This window comes from Campylobacter sp. BCW_4319 (assembly GCF_001764435.1).
Taxonomy (GTDB): domain Bacteria; phylum Campylobacterota; class Campylobacteria; order Campylobacterales; family Campylobacteraceae; genus Campylobacter_D; species Campylobacter_D jejuni.
In genome coordinates this window covers 84,308-109,461 of the sequence record NZ_MKAQ01000008.1, presented here as the reverse complement: position 1 = coordinate 109,461, position 25,154 = coordinate 84,308, and the positions used below count along the sequence as shown (strand labels likewise).

Sequence of the window (25,154 nt, the reverse complement as noted above, 5' to 3'; positions counted from 1 at the left end):
GCATTTAATTGATTTTCAAAATCCTTGCAAGTTTAAGTAAATTTGAAATCAAAAATTCTTTTTTTACGAGCTTAGAATTGGTTTTAAGCTCGTATTCGCATTTAAGTAAAAGAGTGAAAATTTCTTTATATTGTTCTATTTTTAAACTAAAGGCTTGAGAGCTTAAATTTTGTCCCACTTGAGGAGGTGGAGTATAGCCTAAAAGATCTTTAAAATCGATTTTACCATTGACTTTAGCATAAAGTGCGATTTTAAATAAACGATAAAAAGAATTATATAAAGAGTTGATTAAAGCAATTTCATTAAAATTGTCTAAAATTTTTTCAAGTTCGCTTTTAAAGTCTTGTTTTTTTAAAATTTTCTCAAAAAAGCTTTCAAAACTTCCTGTATTCAAACTATAGCAGTATTGTTCTATGGTTTTTTCATCTACTCTTAAACCGCTAAATTTATTAAGTTCACTCGCAGCAAGATATAAATTCTCATCAAAACTTGTAAAAAGGGTAAATAAAGCATTTTGAGTGATTTCAACCCCTAGTTGTTTTGCTTTTATACTTAAAAGCTCCACGCCTTCTTTAGCTCCGTTAGCTTTGAAAAATCTTGCAAAATGAGGAGAGAAAATTTTTTCTATATCGCTTTGTTTAGAATTTTCATCATAAAGCTCTAAAAGAAAGAAATTGTTCGTATTGTTTTTGCAAAGTTCGACTAAAATTTTAAGATCTTTTGTTGGATTTTTTTTAGAAGTTTTGATTTCTAGTAATTTTTTTTCGCTAAAAAGCGATCCTGCGCTTAAAAAATCACTTGCACGAGTGAAGTTGTATTCTTCAAAAAAAAGTTTTAAAGTTTCATCGGGCTTATATTTTTCTTTTATAAATTCAGCATAAAGTTCGCTTTGAAAATTATCTGCTCCATAAAGAAAGAAAAAATTAGGTATTGAATCTTTAGAAAGTAGGGTTTGAAGCTCTTTTCTATACATTTTCTTCCTTTATAAGTCTTTGGGTGATTTTAGCATAAATTTTTGCCATAACTATATCAGCTTCCATGATTTGCACTTCAACACTTTCTAGCAAATTCACACGTGTATCATAAAGGATTATATCTGCTCCTTTGATTTCATCATCTAGTTTAGCTATGCAAACTCCATCATTTTGCACAACTAAAGCTTTAAATTTTTTGCCTATATTTTTAGCTGCCCATCTAGCAAATTTTCTATCCATAAAATCAAAAGCAACCTTATCCGCCTCTCTTTCAAGCGTACTAAGACTCTCGCAAGTGCTTTCTATGTTTAAAAGTAGATAATTAAAAAGTTTTTCATCGTTTTTTTGTTTGGCTTTTAAAAGTCTGTGTAAAATAAGATCAGAATACCTTCTTATAGGGCTTGTAAAATGTGAGTATTTATCAAAACCTAAGCCAAAATGCCCCGCATTTATGCTAGAGTATTCCGCTTTTTTTTGTGCTTTGATGATGAGTTTATCTACTTCTGCTCTTAAATTTAACTCATCGGATAAAGCTTGTATGTCGCGTATGAGTTCAGGAAGATTGGGTTTAAAATTTACATCGATGCCTAGTTCGCGTAATTCATTTAAAAGCTTATCGATTTTTCTTGCATCAGCACTTAAGTGATTCCTAAAAACACCTATATCTATGAGTTTTGCTGCGGCTTTATTAGCTAAAAGCATACAATCTTCGATTAAATTATGCGAAGGCGTGTCTTTTTCAAAAACTGTGCTTTTTAGACTTAAATTTTCATCTAAATTCATTCTTAATTCTTCGGTGCGAAATTCAAAGGCATTTTTAAGACGCATTTTGCGTAAATTTTTTGTGATTTCAAAAAGCTCATAAAGCCATGAAAGCTCTTTTAAATCAGGTTTTTGTATCAAAATTTCATCAACTTCATCGTAATTAAAACGGCGTTTTGAGTTGATAATACCTTCAAAAAGTTCTTCTTTTATGACCTTATTTTCATGATCGAGTGCGATTTTAAAACAATACGCTAAGCGATCTAAATGAGGTTTTAAAGAACAGATATTTTCACTTAAAGGACGAGGTAGCATAGGTATAGCAATATGTGGAAAATAAATAGAAAATCCACGATTTCTTGCTTCTTTATCTATAGCACTATAAGCATAAACATATTCGCTAACATCAGCAATAGCTACATAAATTTCTCGTTTTTGGATGTCAAAATAAATCGCATCATCAAAATCTTTTGCATGTATAGGATCTATGGTGCAAAAAGGCAAGGCTCTTAAATCCATGCGATTTTCATACATACTCGCATCAACACTATCGCCGTTTGCTAGAGCTTCTTTGATGCAAGCGTCGCTAAATTCGTTATTTTTATTAAAAAGAGCTAAGGAGATTTTTTCATCTACGCTTTCATCATCGATATGTCCTAAAACTTCTATGATATTGTTATTTTCATTTTCTATTTTTAAAATTGTCCCTAAAGGTAGTGCTTTTAAGGATTTTTGAGAAGCTTTTAAGGCAGTGCTTAATCCTGTTTTGATATTCATTCCAAGCACGGCTTCGCCGTACCTTTTGGTGATCACTAAAGAGGTTTCATTGGCTCTTTTTAGAACTAAAATCACCTTTGCACTGGGGCGTTTTTTCTTTAAAGGTAGAAGTTTTACTGCGACTATATCTTTATAGTTTGCACCTTTTAGGTTTTTGTTTTCTATCAAAAGATCTTTTTTGAAACTTTCATCAAAGCATTGTAAAAAACCTGTGCCTTTGCTTGAAATATCAAGTACTCCAAAGGCAAAACCATTGTTAAGATAGTATTTGCTTTTGTGTTCTTTGATGATATGATTAGCTAAAAGCTCTCTTAAAATTTGTTTAAATTCATTGCTTACTTCGTGAGAGCTAATGCCATAACTAAGACTGTTTAAAAATTCTTTCACTTTTGATACTTTATGATTTTTTGTAAAATTCTTACATAAAGTTTATAAAAAAAATATGAAATTTATACTTTAATTGTTATAATAATACCTTTAATTTTTGAATTTTTAAGGAGTGAATATGGCTATTACAGTATATTATGATAAAGATTGTGATTTAAATTTAATCAAATCAAAAAAAGTAGCAATTATAGGCTTTGGCTCTCAAGGACACGCTCATGCGATGAATTTAAGAGATAATGGCGTAAATGTAATTATCGGACTTCGTGAAGGTAGTGTAAGTGCTGTTAAAGCAAAAAATGCTGGTTTTGAAGTAATGAGTGTAAGCGAGGCTTCTAAGACAGCAGATGTGGTTATGATTTTAGCTCCTGATGAAATTCAAGCAGATATTTTTAATGTCGAAATAAAACCAAATTTAAGTGAAGGCAAGGCTATAGCTTTTGCGCACGGTTTTAATATCCACTATGGTCAAATTGTTGCTCCAAAAGGTATAGATGTTATCATGATAGCACCTAAAGCACCAGGACACACAGTAAGAAATGAATTTACTTTAGGAGGTGGAACTCCTTGTTTAATAGCCATCCATCAAGATGAAAGTAAAAATGCTAAAAATTTAGCCTTAAGTTATGCAAGTGCGATTGGGGGCGGACGCACAGGTATTATAGAAACAACCTTTAAAGCCGAAACAGAAACAGATCTTTTTGGTGAACAAGCTGTGCTTTGTGGTGGGCTTAGTGCTTTGATTCAAGCAGGTTTTGAGACTTTGGTTGAAGCAGGTTATGAACCCGAAATGGCTTATTTTGAGTGTTTGCATGAAATGAAACTCATTGTGGATTTGATTTATCAAGGTGGTATTGCAGATATGCGTTATTCTATCTCAAATACTGCAGAATACGGCGATTATATTACAGGACCAAAGATTGTTACTGAAGAGACTAAAAAAGCGATGAAAGGTGTTTTAAAAGATATACAAAATGGTGTTTTTGCAAAAGATTTTATCTTAGAACGCCGTGCAGGTTTTGCTAGAATGCATGCAGAACGCAAAAATATGAATGATTCTTTGATAGAAAAAACAGGGCGCAATTTGCGTGCTATGATGCCTTGGATCAGTGCTAAAAAATTAGTAGATAAAGATAAGAATTAAACATTGTCAAAGAAAAAATTAGTTCAAATTCAGCGTTATTTAATCATAGCTATACTTTTTTTACTTTGTATAGCTTTAGCTTTGGGAATTTTAGTAAAATATCAAAATTCCCAAGATGTTTTTTCTGTTAAGCCGGATTATTTTATTGATAAACAAGAAGATTTAATTTCATCAAATAAAGATCATTATGAAATTGGTATTTTTCAAGAGAATGAGTTTGATAATAATAAATCTGTAAGTATTTTAGAGCAAAAAATTCAAGAAATCGATGATTTAAATACAAGTTTAAATGAGCAAAATTTAAGCAGTGTGGAGCAGAATTTAAGTTTAGAGCAAAATCAGAGTTTAGAACAAAATTTTATTCCAAAAGATACAAATTTAACCCAAGATCAAAATTTAACTTTTGATGAAGATATTCATTTAAATAAAATTTCTAAAAAACCAAAACTTGCTATTATTATCGATGATATGGCAAATGCAAGTCAGGTTAGAGGTTTAAAAGCTTTAAATTTAAAGTTAAATCCTTCTTTTTTTCCGCCAGATAAAAACCATAGTGAAACGCCAAAACTTGCTTTAAAATTTGATTTTTATATGGTGCATTTACCTTTAGCAGCAATTAATTATAATAAACCAGAAATTGATACTTTAAATCCAAATGATAGCAAAGAAAGAATTTTTAAAAAAATCAAGCAAATTAAAAAAGATTTTAAGGATTTAAGATATATCAATAATCACACAGGAAGTTTATTTACAAGCAATGAAGAAGCTATGAGAAAGCTTTACGAGGCTTTAAAAAATCAAAATATATTTTTTGTAGATTCTAAAACTATAGGAAATTCTAAGGCAAATAAAATCGCTAAAGAACTCAGTATGCCTTATATACAAAGAGATGTGTTTTTGGATAATGAAGATGATGTTAATTATGTTAAAAAACAACTTGAAAGTGCGGTAAAACTTGCACAAAAAAAAGGTTTTGTTATAGCCATAGGACATCCTAGGAAAAATACTTTTAAAGCTTTAGAGCAAAGTAAGGATTTGTTAAAAGGCGTTGATCTTGTGTATTTGAGTGAAATTTATGGCAAGTGAAATTTTGCCTGATGAATTTTTAGAACTTTTTAAAGATTTAAAAAAACCTCCTAAAAAATTACACTATAAAGGAAATTTATCTTTATTAAAACAAGATAAAATCGCTATTATAGGTTCAAGGCGTATGAGTGTTTATACGAAAAATTGTGTTTTTTCCTTAGCGAGCATGCTTAAAAATGCCCATCTTTGTGTGGTAAGTGGTGGTGCTTTGGGTGTGGATATCACCGCAAGTATAGCAGCTATGCCAAATACTATAGGTATTTTTGCCAATGGTTTAGATCAAATTTATCCAAGAACTAATGAAAAAATCATTAAACAAATTTATGAAAATGCTTTAGCTTTAAGCGAATACGAAGATGATTATTTGCCAAAAAATTATGATTTTTTACTAAGAAATCGTTTGGTTATTGCTTTAAGCAAGGCCGTTGTGGTTGCACAAGCAGATATAAAAAGTGGTTCTATGCAAAGTGCAAAACTTGCTTTAGAACTCAATAAACCTTTATATGTTTTACCGCAAAGACTAGGAGAAAGCACAGGGACTAATTTGCTTTTAAAGGAAAATAAAGCAAAGTTAATTTGTGATTTTAAAGAATTTGTAAGTGAGTTTGCAAGTATAGATACAAATCAAGATGAGTTTTTAGAGTTTTGTAAAAAAGGTGTGAGTGTTGATGAGGCTTTAAAAATTTATGGACAAAAAGTTTATGAATATGAACTTGAGGGAAAAATTTCCATCGAAGGGCTTTTTATAAGGGTTTTAGTATGAGAGCTTTGGCTTTAGATGTAGGTTTAAAACGCATAGGTGTAGCGCTTTGCGTAGATAAAAAGATCGCTTTGCCTTTAGATGCAGTTTTAAGAAAAAATCGCAATCAAGCTGCCAATGAAATCAAAAATTTACTTAAAATACATGAAATTTCTTTACTCATTGTAGGCATTCCTAAGGGTGGATCAAGAGAAGAAGAAATGACAAGACGCATTAAGCATTTTGTATCTTTGCTTGAATTTGATAAAGAAATTTGCTTTGTAGATGAAAGTGGAACAAGTAAAGAAGCTTTAGGATACGGCGTAGCCAATACACGCAAAAAAGATGGTAAATTAGACTCTTTATCCGCTTTTATCATGATAAAGGATTATTTTGCTCTCTAGAATAGAAAAACTTTATACTAAAGATGAAATGCAAAATATTTTATCTTCTTTTGCTCAAGAAAAAAATGTTTGTGTATTTGCAAATACTTTAAAAACTAGCATTGAAGAATTAGAAAAAGAATTTTTAAAACAAAATTTAAAATTTAAAAAGATCAACGCTTATTGTTATTTGTTTGACGCCAAAGATAAAGCCATCTTAAGCTCTATGAAAGCTTTTAACGAGGCGCACTTTTATATACAAAATTATTCTTCTTATTTGTGTGCTTTAAATTTAGAGGTCAAAGCAGGGCAAAGTGTTCTTGATATGTGTGCAGCTCCGGGTGGCAAAAGTATCAATCTTGCAAATTTTATGCAAAATACAGGTTATTTAGCTTGCAATGAGATGAGTAGGGATAGATTTTTTATTTTGCAAAAAAATCTTAAAAATTACGGCGTGAATGCTAAAGTTTTTATGAAAGATGGTAAAAATATAGGCAATTTATGTCCTTTAAAATTTGATAAAATTTTACTTGATGCACCTTGTTCAACTTTTGCTAAAATAGGTTTTGATTTGGAAAAAAGTTATAAAGAAATCAAAAATATTGCAAAAACTCAAAAAAAACTTCTACATTCTGCTTTAAAGGCATTAAAAATAGGCGGAGAGCTTGTATATAGTACTTGCACCTTTACCAAGGAAGAAAATGAAGAAGTGATAGAGAATGCTTTAAAAAGCGAGTTTAAATTAGAGCTTTTAGATATTGATTTGGAAAATGTTGAGGCTAAAGCAGGGCAAAGTGAAGAATTTGCTGAAATTTCAAAATGTAGACGGATTTTACCAAGCTTAGACTATGATGGATTTTTTATAGCTAAGCTTAGGAAATTATGTTAATTAATAAAATTATTCACATTTAAATACAAATTCATAAAAAAACTTAAAAAACAATAAATAATTTTTTCTTTATTTTAAAGCTTAAAGTTCTATTTTTAAGTACTTTGAAAAGAAAATCACAGCGTGAAAAGGCTGTGAATAAAGTTGAAATTTTTTTAACCTTAAAAAGATGAAATTAGTCTGATTGTATTTTTTGCAGTTTTGGAGCTATTACAGCTTGACAATATCCTTGATTGGGATTATTTATAAAATAATGTTGATGATAGTTTTCAGCTTTGTAGTAAGTTTGCAATCTTGAAATTTTAGTAACTATTTTTTTGCTAAATATTTTTTGCTGTTCTTCGATGAAATTTTGAGCTAAAATTTTATCTTCTTCATTTTCGTAAAAGATTATTGAGCGATATTGTATACCAATATCTCCACCTTGTTTATCTATACTTGTTGGATCATGAATTTTAAAAAAGAGTGTTAAGATTTCAAGAAGAGAGATTTGTTTTTCATCGTAATTTATTTTGACAACTTCTATGTTACCATCACCATTACACACGCTTTCATAGCTAGGATTTGGATTTCCTCCGCTATATCCAACTTCAGTATCGATTACACCTTTTAGGCGTTCAAATACGGCTTCAACACACCAAAAACAACCACCACCTAAAACGATATTTTTCATTGCGAGTTTTCCTTGAGTTTAGCCCTTTGAAGGGCTAGGATTATTTGTAGTTTTTGATTGCTTTTTCTAAAATTTCAATTGCAGCTTTTTCATCTTTAAAATCTTGCACTTTAACCCATTTGTTTGGCTCTAAAATTTTATAAGTTTCAAAGAAATTTTTGATTTTATTTAAAGTTGCTTGTGGTAAATCCGTGTAAGTTTTTATATTGTCATATCTTGCATCTATTTTTGAATTTGGAACTGCAAGAAGTTTTTCATCCATTCCGCTTTCATCTTCCATGATTAAAACACCAATTAAGCGACAAGGAATCACGGCTCCAGCTTGGATAGGATATTCATTAAGCACTAAAATATCCACAGGATCACCATCATCAGCCAAAGTATTGGCAATAAAACCATAGTTTGCTGGGTAAAACATCGCACTAGCCATAACGCGATCTACCATGATAGCACCACTATCTTTATCGATTTCGTATTTGATGCTTGAGCCGTATGGAATTTCGATTACGGCATTGATTTTATTTGGAATATCTCCGATTTTGATTTTGCTTAAATCCATTTTTTCTCCTTATATACTTTGAATTTTTTTAATCAGTTCTTTCATGTCTGCAACGATAGGTTCGATAGTGCGTTCCCCATCGATAATAAAATGAAGTTTTTTCTTTTGATAAAAATCTAAAATTTCATTTAAAGGTTCTGTATAAACTTTCATTCTATTATAAAACACTTCTTCATTATCATCTGCACCACGATTTCTGCCTAAAACTCTTTCTTTGGCAACTTCTTCGCTTACTCTTACTTCTATAACACCTTTAAGACAAATTTCATTTTGCTCACTTAAAACCTTGTCAAATTCCATCATTTGTTCTACGCTTCTTGGATAGCCATCGATGATAATAGTTTTAGTTGGAGCAGCTTTTAGTGCGCAAACTATAGTATTTACAACAACATCTAAAGGAACAAGATTGCCTTTGGATATAAAACTATCTATAGTTTTTCCAAGCTCACTCCCACTTGCTACTTCAGCTCTTAAAAGATCTCCTGTTGAATAGTGTGTGATATTTGTCGCATCTGCTTGTGCGATTAAACTAGCATCGGTAGTTTTTCCACTACCCGGTGCACCTATGATTAAAAACAATTCTTTCATTTTATATTCTCCCTTAATTTGATTCCCAATTCTCTCATTGCTTCATTGCTAGCAGGCGATGGTGCATCTGTCATTAAGCATTGCGCTCTTTGGGTTTTTGGAAAGGCTATAACCTCTCTTATACTGTTTGCTCCTGTAACTAGCATGATGAGTCTATCAAGTCCTATAGCGATACCTCCATGTGGTGGAGCACCAAAACTTAAAGCATCAAGCAAGAAACCAAATTTTTCTTTTTGTTGTTCTTCATCGATATTTAAAAGTTTAAATACTTTTTGTTGAATATCGTTTTTATGGATTCTTATACTACCTCCACCTAGCTCAACGCCATTTAACACTACATCATAAGCAATAGATGAAATTTCTTCTAAATCAGTCTCATCGATATTTTTTGGCATGGTAAAAGGATGGTGCATCGCAGAATAACTTCCATCATCATTTTGCTCAAACATAGGAAAATCAACAACCCATAAGAATTCTAAGGCATTTGGATCTATAAGATTTAACTCGTTGGCTAAGAAAATTCTAAATCTTCCCATATAATCAAGCACTGTTTTTTTAGCTCCTGCACCGAAAAATACCACATCTCCTACTTCAAGTTCACAGCGTTTGCTTAGCTCATTTAAATCTTCTTCGCTAAAGAATTTACAAAGTGGACCTTTAAGCCCATCTTCTTTAACTTGTATAAAAGCTAAGCCTTGAGCACCAAATTTACGCACAAATTCTTCAAATCTTTGCATTTGTCTTTTTGAAAAAATAGTATCGCCTTTTGGAACGCGTATGGCTTTGATGCGATTTTTCTTTGTATCTTTGGCAATATTTGCAAAAATTTCATTATTTGACTTAGCAAAAATATCAATCACATCAATAAATTTAAGATCAAATCTTAAATCTGGCTTATCAGAGCCATAATTTTCCATAGCGTCTTTGTATTGCATTTGTCTAAAAGGGGTTTGAATTTCTTTGCCGCAAGCTTTGAAAATATCTTTTAAAAAAGTTTCAGCTACATTGATTACATCTTTTTGTTCGCAAAAACTCATTTCAACATCAATTTGTGTGAATTCAGGTTGGCGATCAGCTCTTAAATCTTCATCTCTAAAACATTTTGCGATTTGAAAATAACGATCAAAACCGCTACACATTAAAAGTTGTTTGAAAAGCTGAGGGCTTTGTGGAAGAGCATAAAATTCACCCTGATGCACACGAGAAGGCACGAGATAATCTCTTGCACCTTCGGGAGTAGCTTTGGTAAGAATAGGGGTTTCAACTTCTAAAAATCCCATATTTGCCAAAGAATTTCTAGCTGCTATACAAGCTTTAGAACGCAAGGCAAAATTTTCATAAAGTTTAGGATTTCTTAAATCTAAAAAGCGATATTTTAAGCGTAATTCTTCATTTACACTTTCATCAGCGATAGCAAAAGGAGGTACGGCACTTTCATTTTCTATGGTAAGTTTAGAAACAACTACTTCGATTTCTCCTGTTTTTAATTTAGGATTTACAAGTCCTTCGCCACGCGGACGAATAGCACCTTCTGCAATAAGTACAAATTCATTTCTTGCATTGGAAGCGATTTCATGAGCTTCTTTGCTATCATTTGGATCGCAAACAAGTTGGATAATACCACTTCTATCTCTTAAATCTATAAAAATAACTCCACCATGATCGCGGTAGCTATTTACCCAACCGCAAAGTTTAACGCTTTGACCAACATGGGAAATTCCCAAGTCTGTATTATAATGACTTCGCAAATTTATTCCTTGAAAAAGATTTTTTAAGATAATGAGCAAAATTATAGTATTTTTATTCTTTTGCTTTGCTAAGATTTGATATAATTTTTTATGCAAAATAAAATAGATCATAAAAATATTAAAACAATCGGACTTGTTACACGACCCAATGTGAGTTTAGATAAGGAAATTTTAAAACTTCAATCGATTTTATCTATATATAAAGTTGAGCTTGTATTGTTTAAAGAAAGTTCTGAAATTTTAGATTTGCCAAAGTATGGATTGGATGATTTGTTTAAAATATCTGATTTTGTTATTTCTTTAGGTGGAGATGGAACTTTGATTTCTTTATGTCGTAAAGCTTGTGAATATGATAAAGCAGTTTTAGGAATTCATGCTGGACATTTAGGTTTTTTAACAGATTTTAAAGTTGATGAAGCTGAAAATTTTTTTCAAGCTTTTTTTCAAGGAGAATTTAGAATAGAAAAGCCTTATTTGTTAAGTGTTTTTTTAGAAGATAAGCAAGGAAAAATTTTAGAAAAATTAGCTTTTAACGATGTGGTCATCAGTAAAAACAATCAAGCTTCTATGGCTCATATAGAAGTTTTTAGAAAAGAAAAGAAATTTAATGAATATTTTGGAGATGGGCTTATTGTTGCAACTCCTGCGGGTTCAACAGCTTATAATTTAAGTGCAAATGGGCCCATAGTTTATACTTTAGCTCAAGCTTTTATCTTAACTCCTGTTTGTTCTCATTCTTTAACACAACGCCCTATTGTTTTGCCAAAAGGTTTTGAAATAGAGATTATGGCAAAGGATTGCATACTTTGTATTGATGGGCAAGAAAATTATAAAATGAATGATTTTAAAAGTATAAAAGTGGGTTTAAGTGATAAAAATGTGGCTTTAATTCACCCAAAAAATAGGGATTATTTTCAAATTTTAAAAGAAAAATTACACTGGGGAAATTGATGATAAATAGAATTTTTATGAAAGAAAATCTTGGTTTTAAAAAGGCTGAGCTTGAAATTTCTAAAGGGCTTACCGTTTTTACAGGCCTAAGTGGAGCTGGAAAATCAGTTTTGTTTAAAGGAATTTTATCCGCATTTTCTTTGAGTGAAAGTGAGGCTAAAATTGTCGAAATAGAACTAGATGATAAGTTAGATTTAGAAAGTTTTGGCATAGAAAGCGAAGAGGAGAATGTTTTTAAGCTTTTAAAAGAAAAAAACACAAAATATTTTATTAACAATCAAAGCATAGCGAAAAAAAGTTTGCAAAATTTAAGTAAAACTTTTATTAAGTATTTAAGCGCAAAGGAAAATAACGAATTTGGAAATGAAAAATTTTTAAATCTCTTAGATGCCTTAGAAATGCAAGAAAATACAAATTTTATTTCCTTTTTAGAAGATTTTAAAAAAGATTTTAATGCTTATAGTCAAATTTCTAATGAGCTTAATGCAATTTTAGAAGAAGAAAAAAAAGTAGAAGAATTAAAAGAATTAGCTAGAGTGCAAATTGAAAAAATTTCAAGCATTAATCCTAAAATAGGTGAGTATGAAGAGCTTTTAATACTTAAAAAAAAGCTTTCTAAAAAAGATAAATTAGAAGAAGCTTGGAGTAAGGCAGAGCGTATTTTTGAGCTTGAAAAAGTTGTTATTGAAGCTTTAAATTTAAGCGAAGTTGATGCAAGTTTTTTTAGTGAATGTTTAAATGAATTACGCGTGATTTGTGAAAATCAAAAAATGGAAGATTTGGATTTTGATGTGGAGACGCTTTTAGATCGCATTGAAAATTTATCCTATCTCATCAAGCGTTATGAAAGCATAGAAAATGCTTTAGAAGTTTTAAAGCAAAAGAAACATGAACTAGAACATTATGAAAATTTAAGTTTTGAAAAAAAAGAACTTGAAAAAAAATTTCAAGAATTAAAACAAAAATTAGAAGAAAAAGCACAAATTTTAACTCAAACAAGAAAGAAAAACCTTAAAAAATTAGAAAAATGTTTAAATAATTATCTTAAAGATCTTTATATGAAAGACGCAAGTTTGACACTTAAAGAAAATGAAAAAATTTCAATTTTAGGCAAAGATGAGATGATGCTAGATATTAATTTAGCTCATTTAAAAAATTTAAGTTCGGGTGAATTAAATCGCTTAAGACTTGCTTTTATAGCCACAGAATGTAAAATTTTAAATGCAGGCAAAGGGATATTATTTTTAGATGAAATCGATGCAAATTTAAGCGGAAAAGAGGCTATGAGTATAGCCAAGGTTTTAGAGGAGCTTTCTAAGTTTTATCAAATTTTTGCTATTTCTCATTTGCCTCAACTTTCCTCTAAGGCGCATAATCATTTTTTAGTTGAAAAAAATGGCGAAGAAAGCAAGGTAAAAAAGCTTGATCAAGAAGAAAGAATTAAAGAGCTTGCTAGGATGGTAAGTGGAGAGCTTGTTAGTGATGAAGCAATCGAATTTGCTAAGACCTTGTTTAAGGATTAAGCGGATTTTTTATTTTACTATGTTAGAATATATAACTATAAAATTTCCTTTCTTTGAAACAAATATATTAAAAATTTTAGATATAAAGGTATTTTACACACTATGAATAAGAAAATTTTAATTATTGATGACAATAAAATGCTCGGCAAACTTTTAGCTAAAAAAATTCAAATGACTTTAGATTATGAGGTAGATATTGCTTTTGGTTTTGCCGAAGCTAAGGAATTAATGAATAATGATTATTTTTTAGCTTTTGTGGATTTATGTTTGCCAGATGCCCCAAATGGTGAAGTTGTGGATTATGTTATAGAAAAGAAAATTCCTGCTATTGTTCTTACGGCTAGTGGTGATAAGGCTACTAAAGAAAAATTTATGGATAAAGATATATTAGATTATATTTTTAAAGAAAGTGAAACTTGCATTGATGAGATTATTAGTTCTATTGTAAAACTTAATCAATATGCAAAAACTAAAGTGATTTTAGCTATGAGCAAGCTACCTGAACGTAATGAAATTAAAAAAATACTTACTCAAAGACAATTTAATGTTTTAGCTGCAGCTCATGGTGAAGAAGCAATGAGTTATTTAAATGATAATAATGATGTTAAGCTTATTATAGCAGATGTCAATATGCCAGTAATTAGTGGTTTTGAGCTTTTGACTCAAGTAAGAGAACGTTTTAGTGATGATGAATTAGGTGTGATTCTTTTGGGGGATCATAATGATTCATTTGAAGCGAATTCTTTTAAAAATGGAGTTAATGAGTATTTGTTTAAGCCTTTAAGCAAAGAAAGTTTTAATTGTCGCTTAGATCGTTGTTTATCTTACATGGATGATAAAAAATTTTTAAGCACTTATAATGTTTTAGATCCTGTATCTGGGGTTAAAAATTATAATGCTTTAATCGATGGAATAGATGATTATTTTAACGAAATAGCAACAAAAGACGAGGAATTTGCTTTTGCTTTCTTAGATATAGATAATCTTCAAATGATTAACGATGAATACGGCCGTGAAGTTGGTGATGAAGTAATTAAAATCTGCGCCAATGAAATAGTTAATGAAACTAAAGGAAGAGATCTTGTAGGTAGATATAGTGCAGAAAAAATTTGTATTTTACTTAAAAATATATCCCAAGAAAGAGCGATTAAAATCTTTTCTCGTATACGAGTAAATATAAAAAAAGCTGGTGTTTTAGTTAATTTAGATGAAGTCTTTTTTACAGCTTCTATAGGCGTGGTTTTTGGAAAAAGTGGAGATAAGATTGATTCTTTGGTTGATAAAGCAAGTAAAATATTGTCTCAAGCAAAAGATAATGGCAAGGATAGAGTTGAAGTATGTTCTTAAATCTTGATTTTCAAGATGGTTTAAGGATTGTTGATACGCATTGCCATCTAGACAGTGAAGCATTTAAAGATGATTTAGATGAAACTTTAAATCGTGCTTTTAAAAATGGTATAGAGAAAATCATCATACCTGGTGCTGATATAAAAGACTTGCCTTATGCAGCTACAATTGCTCATAAATATAAAAATATTTTTTTTGCAGCAGGGGTGCATCCTTATGAAATTGATAATTATGATGAGAAAATTTTAAGACAGTATTTATGCGATGAAAAGTGTGTAGCTGTAGGTGAATGTGGGCTTGATTATTTCCGTTTTAAAAGTGATCTTGCTGAAGAAATTCAAAAAGAAAAAGAAAATCAAAAAAAGATTTTTATTGCACAGCTTGAGCTTGCTATTGAATTTAAAAAACCTGTTATCATTCACTCAAGAGAAGCAAATCATGATACTTATGAGATTTTACATGGGTATTCTAAGGATCTTGTAGGAGGAGTTTTACACTGCTTTAATGCAAGCGAACATTTGCTAACTCTTTTTGAAGAGGGATTTTATTTTGGTATTGGGGGAGTTTTAACTTTTAAAAATGCTAAGAAATTAGTTGAGATTTTGCCTAAAATTCCAAAAGATAAACTACTACTTGAAACTGATGCTCCATATCTTACTCCAGAGCCTTATCGTGGTAAAAGAAATGAACCTTTGTTAACTCAATTTGTAGCAAACAAAATGTGTGAAGTATTGAATTTATCAAGAAAAGAGCTTCTAGAAATTTGTTTTAACAATTCTGAAAAATTATTTTTTAAAGGTTATTAATGAAAAAAATTTTATTGTGTTTTTTAATATGTTTTAATTTTCTTTTTGCGCAAATTAATACTCCTGAATTTTATGAAAGACAAATGAATGTTTTAAGAAATTTAGATATTAATCCAAGTTTTATTAGTGATTTGATTTTTGTGCAAACTCAACAAGATATAAAATCAAAACATGCTCAAACTTTAATAGATAGTATGCAAAATTTTTCAAAAGTTACTCCTATGATAAGAAAAATTTTAGCCCAGCAGGAAGTTCCTGATGAGATTTTGTATCTAGCTATGGTTGAATCAGGCTTGAAAACTCATAGTGTTTCTAATGCCAAGGCTGTAGGGGTTTGGCAATTTATGCAACCAACAGCTAGAAATTTGGGTTTAAGAATCGATGCTTATGTTGATGAAAGGCGTGATCCGGTCAAGTCAACTTATGCCGCTACAAATTATTTAAAAGAGTTAAAAGAAGAATTTGGCAAATGGTATTTAGCACTTTTAGCTTATAATTGCGGAAATGGCAAGCTAAGACAAGCTATCAAGCAAGCAGGAAGTGATGATTTAAGTGTTTTATTGAACCCTGATAAGAAATATCTTTCTTTAGAAACTAGAAATTTTATAAGAAAGATTTTAACGCTTGCTTTTTTAGCTAATGATAGGGATTTTTTACTAGATAAAGATGCGTCTTTAATGAATTATGCTTTAAGCAATGAATTTGCAAAAGTTGATGTGCCTTCTTCTGCATCTTTAAAAGAAATAGCTAAAAATTTAAATATGGATCTTGCAACCTTTAAGAAATATAATCCACAATTTAAACATAATTTTACGCCTCCTGGTAAAGGGTATTATATGTATATACCACTTAATAAAGTAGCATTTTTTGATAAAAATTTTAAAGCAGAAAAACTTGCGAAGGTTGATACAACTATACCTATGACAAGAACTTATACCGTTAAGTCTGGTGACTCTTTATATAAAATAGCAAAAAATTATAATATAAGTGTTGATGAAATTCGAGAATTCAATAAAATAGCAAAAAATCATCTTAGCATTAATCAAAAATTAATTATACCAATCAAGGAGAATAAAAATGCAAATAAAAACAATTACACTAAAGTTGTCAGCCGTTAGTCTAGGGGCTTTATTTTTTAGTGGTTGTTTAGGCACTAGTTTTTTTTCTAGCTTGGATAATGCTCAAGTGTATTATCCTTCAAATGATTTTAAAAGCAGTCCTAGTTCTTCAGGGACTAAAGGAACAATGAAGCCTTATACTATCAACGGTAAAACTTATTATCCTACTGTTGTAGCAGTAGGCGAAACTGCTGATGGTATTGCGAGTTGGTATGGGCCAGGCTTTCACGGCAAGAAAACCTCTAATGGCGAAACCTATAATCAAAATGCTTTAACCGCGGCTCATAAAACTTTACCTATGAATACCATCTTAAAAGTAACCAATCTAAATAACAATCGTCAAGTTACCGTTCGTGTGAATGATAGAGGTCCTTTTGTAAATAATCGTATTATAGATTTATCAAAAGGAGCTGCTAGTCAAATTGATATGATTGCTTCAGGAACAGCTCCAGTAAGGCTTGAGGTTATAGGGTTTGGATCAAGTAATTCGGGTAATAATATTGTACATTCTAATGTAAACTATGGAAATAGTGGAGAGATTGCAAATAATGGACAAATTTATGAAGGTGGAAATTTCATGGTTCAAATTGGAGCCTTTAAAAACCCAGCTGGAGCACAAACGATAGCAGCAAGATATAAAACTTATAGAACTTATAGCTCTACTATACGCACAAGCTCAGTGGATGGGTTAAATCGCGTTTTCTTAACAGGCTTTAGAAGTGAAGATGAAGCAAGGGATTTTGCTGCAAGTGGTGCATTTGCAGGTGCATTTGTTGTAAGAGAGTAGAAATTATGACAGAATTGATTTTTTTGGATGTAGATGGCTGTTTAACTGATGGGAAGATTATTTATACTTCTAATGGAGAATTTATTAAAGAATTTGATGTAAAAGATGGAGCGGCTATCGAGGCTTGGCTAAAGCTTGGTAAAAAAATTGCTATTATTACAGGTAGAAATTGTCCTTGTGTTGAAAAAAGAGCTAAAGATTTAAAAATAAAAATTTTATATCAAGGTATCAAGGATAAGTTAGCTTGTGCAAAAGAAATTTTACAAAAACTTAATTTAGATTTTTCTCAGTGTGCGGCTATTGGAGACTATTTTAACGATAAGGCTTTGCTTGAAAGTGTAGGACTTAGTTTTAAGCCAAAAGATGGTCATAAAGATTTAAATGTAGACATAGTGCTTAGCAAAAAAGGTGGTAAGGCTGCTGTAGCACAGATGATAGAAATTTTAGTAGAAAAAAATCATCTAGAAGAAGAATGGAATAAGCTTTGGCTATAAAAATTTTTGGAATTTTAATTGCTCTTTTTACAATTACTTTTACGATTTTAAGTTTGCAAGATCCGTATTCTTTGAATTTGCAAACTAATGCTTTAAATTTTAAAAATATTGAGGCTAAAAATTTGAAAGCTTATGAGAGTAATACTAGTATAATTAAGGCATATTATAAGGCAAATTCTTGGGTGAGATATGCAGATAGAGATGAATTTAATGATTTTATTACTTTAAATTTAGATTTTAATCTTAGCGCGAATCGTTTAGAGTTTTTCAATAAAGATATGAGCAAGGTTTTGTTTGAAGGAAATGTTACTTATATAGGTTCTAATAATGTCAAAATTATTTCTCAAGAGGTAGAATACCAACCTAAGGATAAAATTTTACACACAAATACTAATTTTAAAGCTCTGATCAATGGAAGTATTATTAACGGAAATACTTTAAACTATGATGTAAAAAACAAAATTTTAAATATCCAAGGAGTAAACGCGTGGTTGCAAGACAAATAATTTTATTGTTAGTTTGTGTAAGTGTAACTTGGGCAACTCAAATTGAAGTAAAAGCTTTAAATTTTTACTCAGATGAAAATAAGGGTGAAAGTATTCTTAGTGGAAATGTAGAAGTAATTAGGGGTGATGATATTTTAAATTCTGAAAAATTGATTATTTATACGGATAAAAATCGCAAACCTATTCGTTATGAAGCAATGCAAAACGCTAGGTTTAAGATTGTTTTAAAAGGTAAAACTTATAAAGGTAGTGGAGATAAATTTATTTATAATGTTATTAAAGATACTTACGAGATTAATGGTCATGCTTATATAAATGAGCTTGGAAGCAATCAAAAACTTTTTGGTGATAAAATAATAGTCGATAGAAAAGCTAATATTTATCGAGTAGAGAGCAAGGATCAAAAACCTGCTCGTTTTGTATTTGATCTTAAAGACAAATGATAATTGGTGCTAAATTTATCACTTCTTTAGTGAAATTTGATGAGAATTTGAGCTCAAATTTTAGCGAAGTAGCATTTTTGGGGCGTTCTAATGTCGGAAAAAGTTCTTTAATCAATTCTTTGTGTAAACAAAAAAATTTAGCCAAAAGTTCGGCAACTCCTGGAAAAACTCAGCTTATAAATTTTTTCGAAGTAACTTGCAAAAGAAATGAAGAAAAATTTAATATCAATTTTATCGATTTGCCAGGGTTTGGTTATGCAAAGGTTTCTAAAAATTTAAAAGAAATATGGAATCAAAACTTAGATGAATTTTTAAAATTAAGAACCTCGATAAAGTTATTTATACATTTAATCGATTCAAGACATACTCATTTAGAGATCGATGTAAATTTAAATGACTATTTGAAAAGATTTTTACGACCTGATCAAAAAATTTTAAAAGTTTTTACCAAATGCGATAAATTAAATCAAAGTGAAAAAGCTAAGTTAAAAAATGAATTTAAAGACTCTATTTTAGTTTCAAATTTGAATAAATTTGGCCTTGATTCTTTAGAAGATATTATTATCAATCAAACTTTAGGTCTTGATAAATGAGAAGAAATTTAAGTGCTTATAAAGCAAAATTTAATGGAGCTTATGTCTTTTTAGGATTTTTTTTTCTAATCTATCAGATTCTTGGTTCGACTTTTATATATGCTCCGTTACTTTATGGGATTTTTTTCTGTTATATGTTTTGCTTACTAGAAGAGAGAGAAAGAACTTTTTCAAAGCTTGATTTTAGATGGTATTTTTCTTTATTTTTTTTATTTTTTACTGATATAACTTATAATTTTTTTATTTTTTCATCTTGGTTGGCATTTTTTATTTTTTATTATCTTTGTGCAGATTGGATTAAGACAAATTTAAAAATTGGTAAATTTATCCCTGTTGTTTTTGTGCTTTGTGCTTACGGCATTATTTTGTTTTTGGATATGATATTGTCTTATATTGGAGATGAAAAAATTAAAATTTTAGGATGGGCGTATATTGTTTCAGTTTTTATAGAATGTTGTTTAGCTTATGTGTTTTTTAAAGGTAAAATTTAAATGAGAATGCGTTTAGTTGTTGGATTTATACTATTGTTTTTTATATTTTTATTAAGTCGTGTGTATTATTTGAGTATAAAATCAAATGTATATTATGAAGAACTTGCCAAACAAAATGCCATAAAAATTGAATTTTTACCACCTGTTAGGGGTCAAATTACAGATAGAAATGGAACTTTATTGGCTATTAATGATTTGGGTTTTAGTATTTCTATTAAACCTTATTTAAGTATTAAAAAGTCAAATAAAGGAATTTTAGATAAAGAATTATCTGAACTTACAAATTTATTTCCCGATTTAAATGCTAGTAAATTAGCAGAAATTTATAAGAGAAATGATTCTTACTATAATCAAGATTTTATTAAAGTTGTAGATTTTATACCCTACGATGAGATTATTCCGCATTATTCAGAGTTAAATCTTAATAAAACAATAAAAATAGATCCTGTTGTAAAAAGAAAATATCCTTTTGGAAAATTGGCTTCGCATATTATTGGGTATGTAGGTAAGGCAAATTTGCAAGATGTTCAAGAAAATGAAATAGCAAAACTTTCTAACTATACGGGAAAAAGCGGTATAGAACGCTATTATAATGATATTTTACAAGGAGAAAAAGGAACTAGGGTTTATAAGGTTAATGCCTTAAATCAAGAAGTAGAACAGCTTTCTTACACTCCTGCTATGTCTAATGATATAGAACTTACGATAGATATAGAGCTTCAGTCTTATTTAACTTCATTGCTTGAAGGGAATGCTGGAGCTGCTATAATTATGAATGTAAATGATGGATCTATTTTAGCTGCAGGGAGTTTCCCTGAATATGATCTTAATCCTTTTGTAACAGGGATTTCTTTTAAGGATTGGGATGAGCTTTCAAATAGTCTTGATCATCCTTTTACAAATAAACTTATAAATGGATATTATCCTCCAGGTTCTGTTGTAAAAATGGGAGTAGGGCTTTCTTTTTTAAATTCTAAAAATATTAGCCCGTCGACTCAATATGTTTGCAATGGAAGCATTGAGCTTGGAGGCAGGTTTTTTAGATGTTGGAATCGATCGGGCCATGGACCTGTGGATTTAAAACATGCGATAAAATATAGTTGTGATGTTTATTTTTATAATGGCAGTTTGCAAGTTGGAATCGATCAAATAAGTGAAACTTTATCTCGCATTGGCTTTGGAGCGAAAACAGGGGTAGATTTACCTAGTGAATTTGTAGGAACTTTACCAAGTAAAGAATGGAAGATGCAAAGATATAGACAATCTTGGTTTCAAGGTGATACTTTAAATACAGCTATAGGTCAAGGTAATTTTCTGGCAACACCTATGCAAATTGCTAGATATACGGCTCAAATCGCAAAAGGTGGAGAGGTTATACCTCATTTTTTAAAAAGCATAGAAAATAATAATACAACTATAGAAAATCAAATGGATGAAAATAAAAAAGAAATTTTTACTTTATTTGAAAAGAGTCAATTGCCTTATATAAGAGATGCAATGTATGCTGTTGCTAATGAGCAAGGAGGAACCTCTTATCGTTATTTGCATAATCTTGATGTGAAAGTTGCAGCAAAAACAGGAACTGCTCAGGTTGTGGGATTTTCACAAACAGATAAAAATAGGGTCGATGAAAAACAATTTGAGTATTATACTAGATCTCATGCGTGGCTTACTTCTTATGCTCCTTATTCTAAGCCAAAATATGTAGTTACCGTTCTTTTGGAACATGGTGGGAGAAATATTACTTCAGGGGCAACTGTAGCTAAAATTTATCAAAAAATGATTGAACTTGGATATTTTAAATAATTTTTAGTTGTAAATTGAGTTTTTCAAAAAAAACTTTTTTAGCAATTGGTTTAAAAACCTTGTATTAAACAAATTATAAGTTTAATACAAGGAAAATTTATCTATGTTAACAAAAGTATCTTAAAAGATGGCTTTTGTTCTTTTTTCAAGCCAAACTAGAGCTTTTGGATAATCACCTAGCTTAGGAGAAAGTTTTTCAAATACTTCTTTGTGATAATTGTTTAACCATTCTTTTTCTTTTTCATCTAACATTTTTGTATCAATACAAGATATTTCAAAAGGACAAAGAGTAACAGGTTTAAAGTATAAAAACTCTCCAAAATCTTTATTTTTAGGATTTTCTACTTTGGTATGAATAACTAAATTTTCAAGTCTTATACCCCATTTACCTACTTTATAAATACCTGGCTCTATGGAGGTTAGCATACCTTCTTTGACTTTTGTTTTTTCAAGCACAGGGGATAGATAAGATAAAACTTGTGGACCTTCATGGACATTTAAAAAATATCCCACGCCATGTCCTGTGCCGTGTATATAGTCAATTTGTTCTTTCCATAAAGGTGCGCGTGTAATTGCATCAAGTAAGGGCATAGCTATATCTTTTGGAAAAATTGCACTGGAAATGGCAATATGTGCTTTTAAAACCAAGGTATAGTCATGAATTTGTTCTGCATTAGCCTTTCCTATTGGTACAACGCGTGTAATATCTGTTGTGCCGTTTTTATATTGTCCACCAGAATCAATAAGTAAAAGCCCATCTTTTTTAAGATAAGCAAAACTCTCTTTTGTGGCTTTATAATGTGGATATGCTGCGTTTTCGTTAAAGCCTGCTATAGTGGCAAAACTATCACTTATGTAGTGCTTGCTTTGTGCTCTAAATTCGCTTGCTTTAGCATCTATGTCTAATTCGCTTATTAATTCTTTATTTTCTATCGCTTCTTCAAGCCATGCAAAAAATTTACATAAAGCCACTCCATCTTCTATCATAGCATCTTGTATATGCGCTATTTCTTTTGTATTTTTAACTGCTTTTAAGTGAGTGCTTGGATTAATTTCTTGAATGATTTTTACGCTTTTATCTAAAGAATTTATGAGTAAAGCGGTCATTTTTGAAGGTTCAATAAGCAAATTTGTATTTGCAAGTTTTTCAAGCTCCATGATGATTTCATCATAATTTTTAAGCCAAAACCCATCTAAATTTAATTTTTTTTCAAGTTCTGAATTTACTTTTTTCTGATCAACAAAAAGCAAAGCTTTGTCTTCCAAGATTAGCAAATGACTTAAAAATACAGGATTATAATTTACATCATTCCCTCTTAAATTTGTAAGCCAAGCTATATCATCAAGGCTGGAGATTAAATGAGAAGTAGCATTTAAATTTTTCATTTTTTGACGCACTAATGCTAATTTTTCTTTTCTTGAGTAAGAGCAGTATTCTAGTTCGTGTTCATAAATTTTTTCTTGTGGTAAAGTGGGACGATCTTTCCAAAGTGGACTTATCAAATCTATATGTTTTAAATTTGCCTTGCAATTAATCTTTAAATCTTTTTGCAAAGATAAAGGTAAAAGTGCAAAATCGATGCCTAAAATTTGATCTTCGCTTAAATTTTTTTCCAACCATTTGGTAAAAGTATTTTTAGCATCTTGCTTTTGTAAAAGTATGCCACTACCTTCTAATTCCTTTTGTGCTTGAAGCCAATATCTTCCATCTACCCACAAAAAGCCCTCTTCTTGTGTGATAAGAACTGTTCCAACAGAACCCTTAAAGCCACTGATAAAGACTCTGTTTTTGTAATATTCTGGTAAATATTCGCTCAAATGCGGATCCGCGCTTAAGATGAGATAGGCGTCAATATTATTTTCTTTCATTAATCTTCTAAGTTCTAATACTCTTTGTTTGTAAATACTCATATTTTCTCCTTAATATTAATTTTTTAGTATTTTATTGATAGGTTTTTTGAGTATAAGTAAAATTATAACAGCACCAAGTAATATCCACATACATTGGTAAAATAAATTTGGCAAATAAGCTATATTTTCTTCACTTGCTTTACCACCTATGAATCCAGCTAAAGCATTGCCTAATGCACTTGCTACAAACCAAAGTCCCATGACTTGAGATTTAATTAAATTAGGTGCAATTTTTGTCATTATAGAAAGTCCCACAGGGGAAAGGCAAAGCTCTCCTAAAACCATAAGCAAAAAGCTACTGACAAGCCACCAAGGTGAAACTAAAATAATTTGTGATGAATTTTCTAAATTTTCTCTTAATGTATTAGCATCGCCATTTAAACTAATTGCATGATTTGAAGCTAAAGCCATTATTAAAAATGCCAAAGCTGCACCCAAAAGTCCTAATGCAAATTTAATAATAGATGAAATTTCTTTATTATTTTTGGCACATATAGTCCATATAAAAGTACTAAAAGGTGCAAAAAGTATAACAAATAAACCTCCAAGAGATTGAAACCATATTGTAGGAATTTCATAATTTAATATGGTTTTATCTGTTAATTTTTCTGCAAAAAAATTAAAAGAAGTGTATTGTTGCTCATATACTGACCAAAATAACGCAGCCGCTAAAAATAAAACAATAAAAATAATTAAATTTCTTTTTTCTTCTATTTTTAAAGAAGTAAAAGCGAAAAGATATAAAAAATAAATTCCAGCACAAGCTAAGATAGTTAAAATAATATTTTTATTAATAACTTGTGCATCTAATTTTATAAAACCACCAAGGATTAAAAATATTGCTCCAAGCAAAACAATACCTGATACAATGATGATGTAAAATGCGTTTTTGCTTTTTTTGCTTGGTCTATCCCAAGTAGAGTCTATGCCAACTTTTTCATCAAATTCTTTTAAATCAGGCATAGTTTTTAGGTAGAAAATAATTACCGCTAAAAGCATACCAATCCCACCTGCACCAAAACCAAAATGCCATCCGTATTCTTTTTGTAAAAAGCCGCAAATTAAAGGAGCTACAAAAGCACCAAAATTAAAGCACATATAAAAAAGAGTAAAACCAGAGTCACGCCTTGCATCATTTTTTTTATAAAGCATTCCAACCATTACAGAAGCACAAGTTTTAAAAAGTCCTGTACCTATAACCAAAAAAACCATACCAACAAAAATCATTTTATTGTTAAAATAAGAAAAGGCTATGCACAAATGTCCAAATGCTATAGTTAAAGCACCTAGTAAAATTGCTCTTTTTTGTCCTAAGTAATTATCCGCAAGCCATCCACCTGGCAAAGCAGCAAGATATAAACAACTTGCAAAAATTCCCATAATTGCACTTGCTTCTTCAGGTTTTAAGTTCATTCCGCTTTTTTCAAAACTTGCTATCATAAAAAGGTAAAGCAAGGGGCGAATTCCGTAAAAAGAAAATCTTTCCCAAAGCTCAGTAAGTGAAAGAGATAAAAGTGGTTTTGGATGTCCAAAAAATGAAGTATCTAAATTTTTTACATTTTTACTCAATTTATATCCTTTGTGTATTTTTATTTATAAATTATAGACAAGAAATTAAAAAATATGTATAACTTTGTAATATTTTTAAATGATTTATATCATAATGTTACTT

Annotated in this window: 25 protein-coding genes; 17 read left to right on the top strand and 8 right to left on the bottom strand. The window is 30.2% G+C overall.

The genetic code is table 11. The annotated features are described in order from the left end of the window. Window positions 1–4: 4 nt before the first annotated feature. A complete protein-coding gene (gene holA / locus AJN56_RS02075; RefSeq protein WP_002869358.1) occupies window positions 5–973 on the bottom strand; it encodes a DNA polymerase III subunit delta in 969 nt (322 codons plus the stop codon). Further along, window positions 966–2,900 carry an RNB domain-containing ribonuclease gene (locus AJN56_RS02070; protein WP_002869357.1) on the bottom strand — a complete coding sequence of 645 codons (1,935 nt, stop codon included), beginning with the start codon at window positions 2,898–2,900 and terminating at the stop codon, window positions 966–968. Before AJN56_RS02070 ends, holA begins: the two co-directional genes overlap by 8 nt. Window positions 2,901–3,018: 118 nt before the next feature. Between AJN56_RS02070 and ilvC the strand changes: the two genes are divergently transcribed. Genes ilvC through AJN56_RS02045 form a run of 5 tightly spaced genes read left to right on the top strand, consistent with a single transcriptional unit; the run spans window position 3,019 to window position 7,138 of the window. Beyond that, complete coding sequence (gene ilvC / locus AJN56_RS02065) at window positions 3,019–4,041, top strand: ketol-acid reductoisomerase (RefSeq protein WP_002857064.1); 1,023 nt, start codon at window positions 3,019–3,021, stop codon at window positions 4,039–4,041. 3 nt (window positions 4,042–4,044) lie between these two features. Then, the gene (locus tag AJN56_RS02060) at window positions 4,045–5,127 is read left to right on the top strand and encodes a divergent polysaccharide deacetylase family protein (RefSeq protein ID WP_002869356.1); all 1,083 of its coding nucleotides are present in this window, start codon (window positions 4,045–4,047) and stop codon (window positions 5,125–5,127) included. Next, a complete protein-coding gene (locus AJN56_RS02055) occupies window positions 5,117–5,890 on the top strand; it encodes a DNA-processing protein DprA (protein WP_002857196.1) in 774 nt (257 codons plus the stop codon). The genes AJN56_RS02060 and AJN56_RS02055 overlap by 11 nt, the downstream gene beginning before the upstream one ends. After that, the gene (ruvX, locus tag AJN56_RS02050; RefSeq protein ID WP_002869355.1) at window positions 5,887–6,270 is read left to right on the top strand and encodes a Holliday junction resolvase RuvX; all 384 of its coding nucleotides are present in this window, start codon (window positions 5,887–5,889) and stop codon (window positions 6,268–6,270) included. Before AJN56_RS02055 ends, ruvX begins: the two co-directional genes overlap by 4 nt. 28 nt (window positions 6,271–6,298) lie before the next feature. Continuing rightward, complete coding sequence (locus AJN56_RS02045) at window positions 6,299–7,138, top strand: RsmB/NOP family class I SAM-dependent RNA methyltransferase (RefSeq protein WP_011812724.1); 840 nt, start codon at window positions 6,299–6,301, stop codon at window positions 7,136–7,138. A 175-nt stretch (window positions 7,139–7,313) separates the two neighbouring features. Here AJN56_RS02045 and msrA read toward each other — a convergent pair whose 3' ends face one another. The 4 genes from msrA to aspS are packed head-to-tail and all read right to left on the bottom strand — an operon-like array spanning window position 7,314 to window position 10,706. After that, window positions 7,314–7,811, bottom strand: coding sequence for a peptide-methionine (S)-S-oxide reductase MsrA (gene msrA, locus AJN56_RS02040; protein WP_002855174.1), 498 nt, complete (start codon window positions 7,809–7,811; stop codon window positions 7,314–7,316). A gap of 40 nt (window positions 7,812–7,851) precedes the next feature. Next, window positions 7,852–8,370: an inorganic diphosphatase gene (ppa, locus tag AJN56_RS02035; RefSeq protein ID WP_002855031.1), complete on the bottom strand. Its 519-nt coding sequence runs from the start codon at window positions 8,368–8,370 to the stop codon at window positions 7,852–7,854. A gap of 9 nt (window positions 8,371–8,379) precedes the next feature. Then, the gene (locus AJN56_RS02030; protein ID WP_002855137.1) at window positions 8,380–8,958 is read right to left on the bottom strand and encodes an adenylate kinase; all 579 of its coding nucleotides are present in this window, start codon (window positions 8,956–8,958) and stop codon (window positions 8,380–8,382) included. After that, entirely contained in the window at window positions 8,955–10,706 is a 1,752-nt protein-coding gene (gene aspS, locus AJN56_RS02025; RefSeq protein ID WP_002854803.1) for an aspartate--tRNA ligase, read from the bottom strand. The genes AJN56_RS02030 and aspS overlap by 4 nt, the downstream gene beginning before the upstream one ends. 90 nt (window positions 10,707–10,796) lie before the next feature. On the opposite strand from aspS, the gene AJN56_RS02020 reads away from it, so the two are divergent. From AJN56_RS02020 to mrdA, 12 genes are all read left to right on the top strand, one after another. Further along, window positions 10,797–11,657: an NAD(+) kinase gene (locus AJN56_RS02020; RefSeq protein WP_002855276.1), complete on the top strand. Its 861-nt coding sequence runs from the start codon at window positions 10,797–10,799 to the stop codon at window positions 11,655–11,657. Beyond that, complete coding sequence (locus AJN56_RS02015; protein ID WP_002856955.1) at window positions 11,657–13,180, top strand: AAA family ATPase; 1,524 nt, start codon at window positions 11,657–11,659, stop codon at window positions 13,178–13,180. Before AJN56_RS02020 ends, AJN56_RS02015 begins: the two co-directional genes overlap by 1 nt. 102 nt (window positions 13,181–13,282) lie before the next feature. Then, the gene (gene cbrR, locus AJN56_RS02010) at window positions 13,283–14,527 is read left to right on the top strand and encodes a bile resistance response regulator CbrR (protein WP_002852330.1); all 1,245 of its coding nucleotides are present in this window, start codon (window positions 13,283–13,285) and stop codon (window positions 14,525–14,527) included. After that, on the top strand, window positions 14,518–15,333 hold the full coding sequence (locus AJN56_RS02005) for a TatD family hydrolase (RefSeq protein ID WP_002856820.1): 816 nt from the start codon (window positions 14,518–14,520) through the stop codon (window positions 15,331–15,333). The genes cbrR and AJN56_RS02005 overlap by 10 nt, the downstream gene beginning before the upstream one ends. After that, window positions 15,333–16,451, top strand: a complete 1,119-nt coding sequence (locus tag AJN56_RS02000; RefSeq protein ID WP_002852087.1) for a lytic transglycosylase domain-containing protein — start codon at window positions 15,333–15,335, stop codon at window positions 16,449–16,451. The genes AJN56_RS02005 and AJN56_RS02000 overlap by 1 nt, the downstream gene beginning before the upstream one ends. After that, window positions 16,411–17,238, top strand: a complete 828-nt coding sequence (locus AJN56_RS01995) for a septal ring lytic transglycosylase RlpA family protein (RefSeq protein ID WP_002852227.1) — start codon at window positions 16,411–16,413, stop codon at window positions 17,236–17,238. Before AJN56_RS02000 ends, AJN56_RS01995 begins: the two co-directional genes overlap by 41 nt. A gap of 5 nt (window positions 17,239–17,243) precedes the next feature. Next, complete coding sequence (locus tag AJN56_RS01990; protein WP_002855194.1) at window positions 17,244–17,732, top strand: HAD-IIIA family hydrolase; 489 nt, start codon at window positions 17,244–17,246, stop codon at window positions 17,730–17,732. Further along, window positions 17,723–18,238 (top strand): membrane protein, encoded by a 516-nt coding sequence (locus AJN56_RS01985; protein ID WP_002855039.1) that lies wholly within the window; start codon window positions 17,723–17,725, stop codon window positions 18,236–18,238. The genes AJN56_RS01990 and AJN56_RS01985 overlap by 10 nt, the downstream gene beginning before the upstream one ends. After that, window positions 18,220–18,681, top strand: coding sequence for an LptA/OstA family protein (locus AJN56_RS01980; protein ID WP_002852252.1), 462 nt, complete (start codon window positions 18,220–18,222; stop codon window positions 18,679–18,681). Before AJN56_RS01985 ends, AJN56_RS01980 begins: the two co-directional genes overlap by 19 nt. Continuing rightward, on the top strand, window positions 18,678–19,274 hold the full coding sequence (gene yihA, locus AJN56_RS01975; protein ID WP_002869353.1) for a ribosome biogenesis GTP-binding protein YihA/YsxC: 597 nt from the start codon (window positions 18,678–18,680) through the stop codon (window positions 19,272–19,274). The genes AJN56_RS01980 and yihA overlap by 4 nt, the downstream gene beginning before the upstream one ends. Beyond that, window positions 19,271–19,765, top strand: a complete 495-nt coding sequence (locus AJN56_RS01970) for a membrane protein (RefSeq protein ID WP_002855248.1) — start codon at window positions 19,271–19,273, stop codon at window positions 19,763–19,765. The genes yihA and AJN56_RS01970 overlap by 4 nt, the downstream gene beginning before the upstream one ends. Continuing rightward, entirely contained in the window at window positions 19,766–21,571 is a 1,806-nt protein-coding gene (mrdA, locus tag AJN56_RS01965; protein ID WP_002857088.1) for a penicillin-binding protein 2, read from the top strand. A gap of 120 nt (window positions 21,572–21,691) precedes the next feature. Here the strand turns inward: mrdA and AJN56_RS01960 are convergent, their stop codons facing one another. Then, window positions 21,692–23,482: an aminopeptidase P family protein gene (locus AJN56_RS01960; RefSeq protein ID WP_002869352.1), complete on the bottom strand. Its 1,791-nt coding sequence runs from the start codon at window positions 23,480–23,482 to the stop codon at window positions 21,692–21,694. A gap of 15 nt (window positions 23,483–23,497) precedes the next feature. Continuing rightward, window positions 23,498–25,051 carry a peptide MFS transporter gene (locus AJN56_RS01955; RefSeq protein ID WP_052806371.1) on the bottom strand — a complete coding sequence of 518 codons (1,554 nt, stop codon included), beginning with the start codon at window positions 25,049–25,051 and terminating at the stop codon, window positions 23,498–23,500. Between the last annotated feature and the right edge of the window lie 103 nt (window positions 25,052–25,154).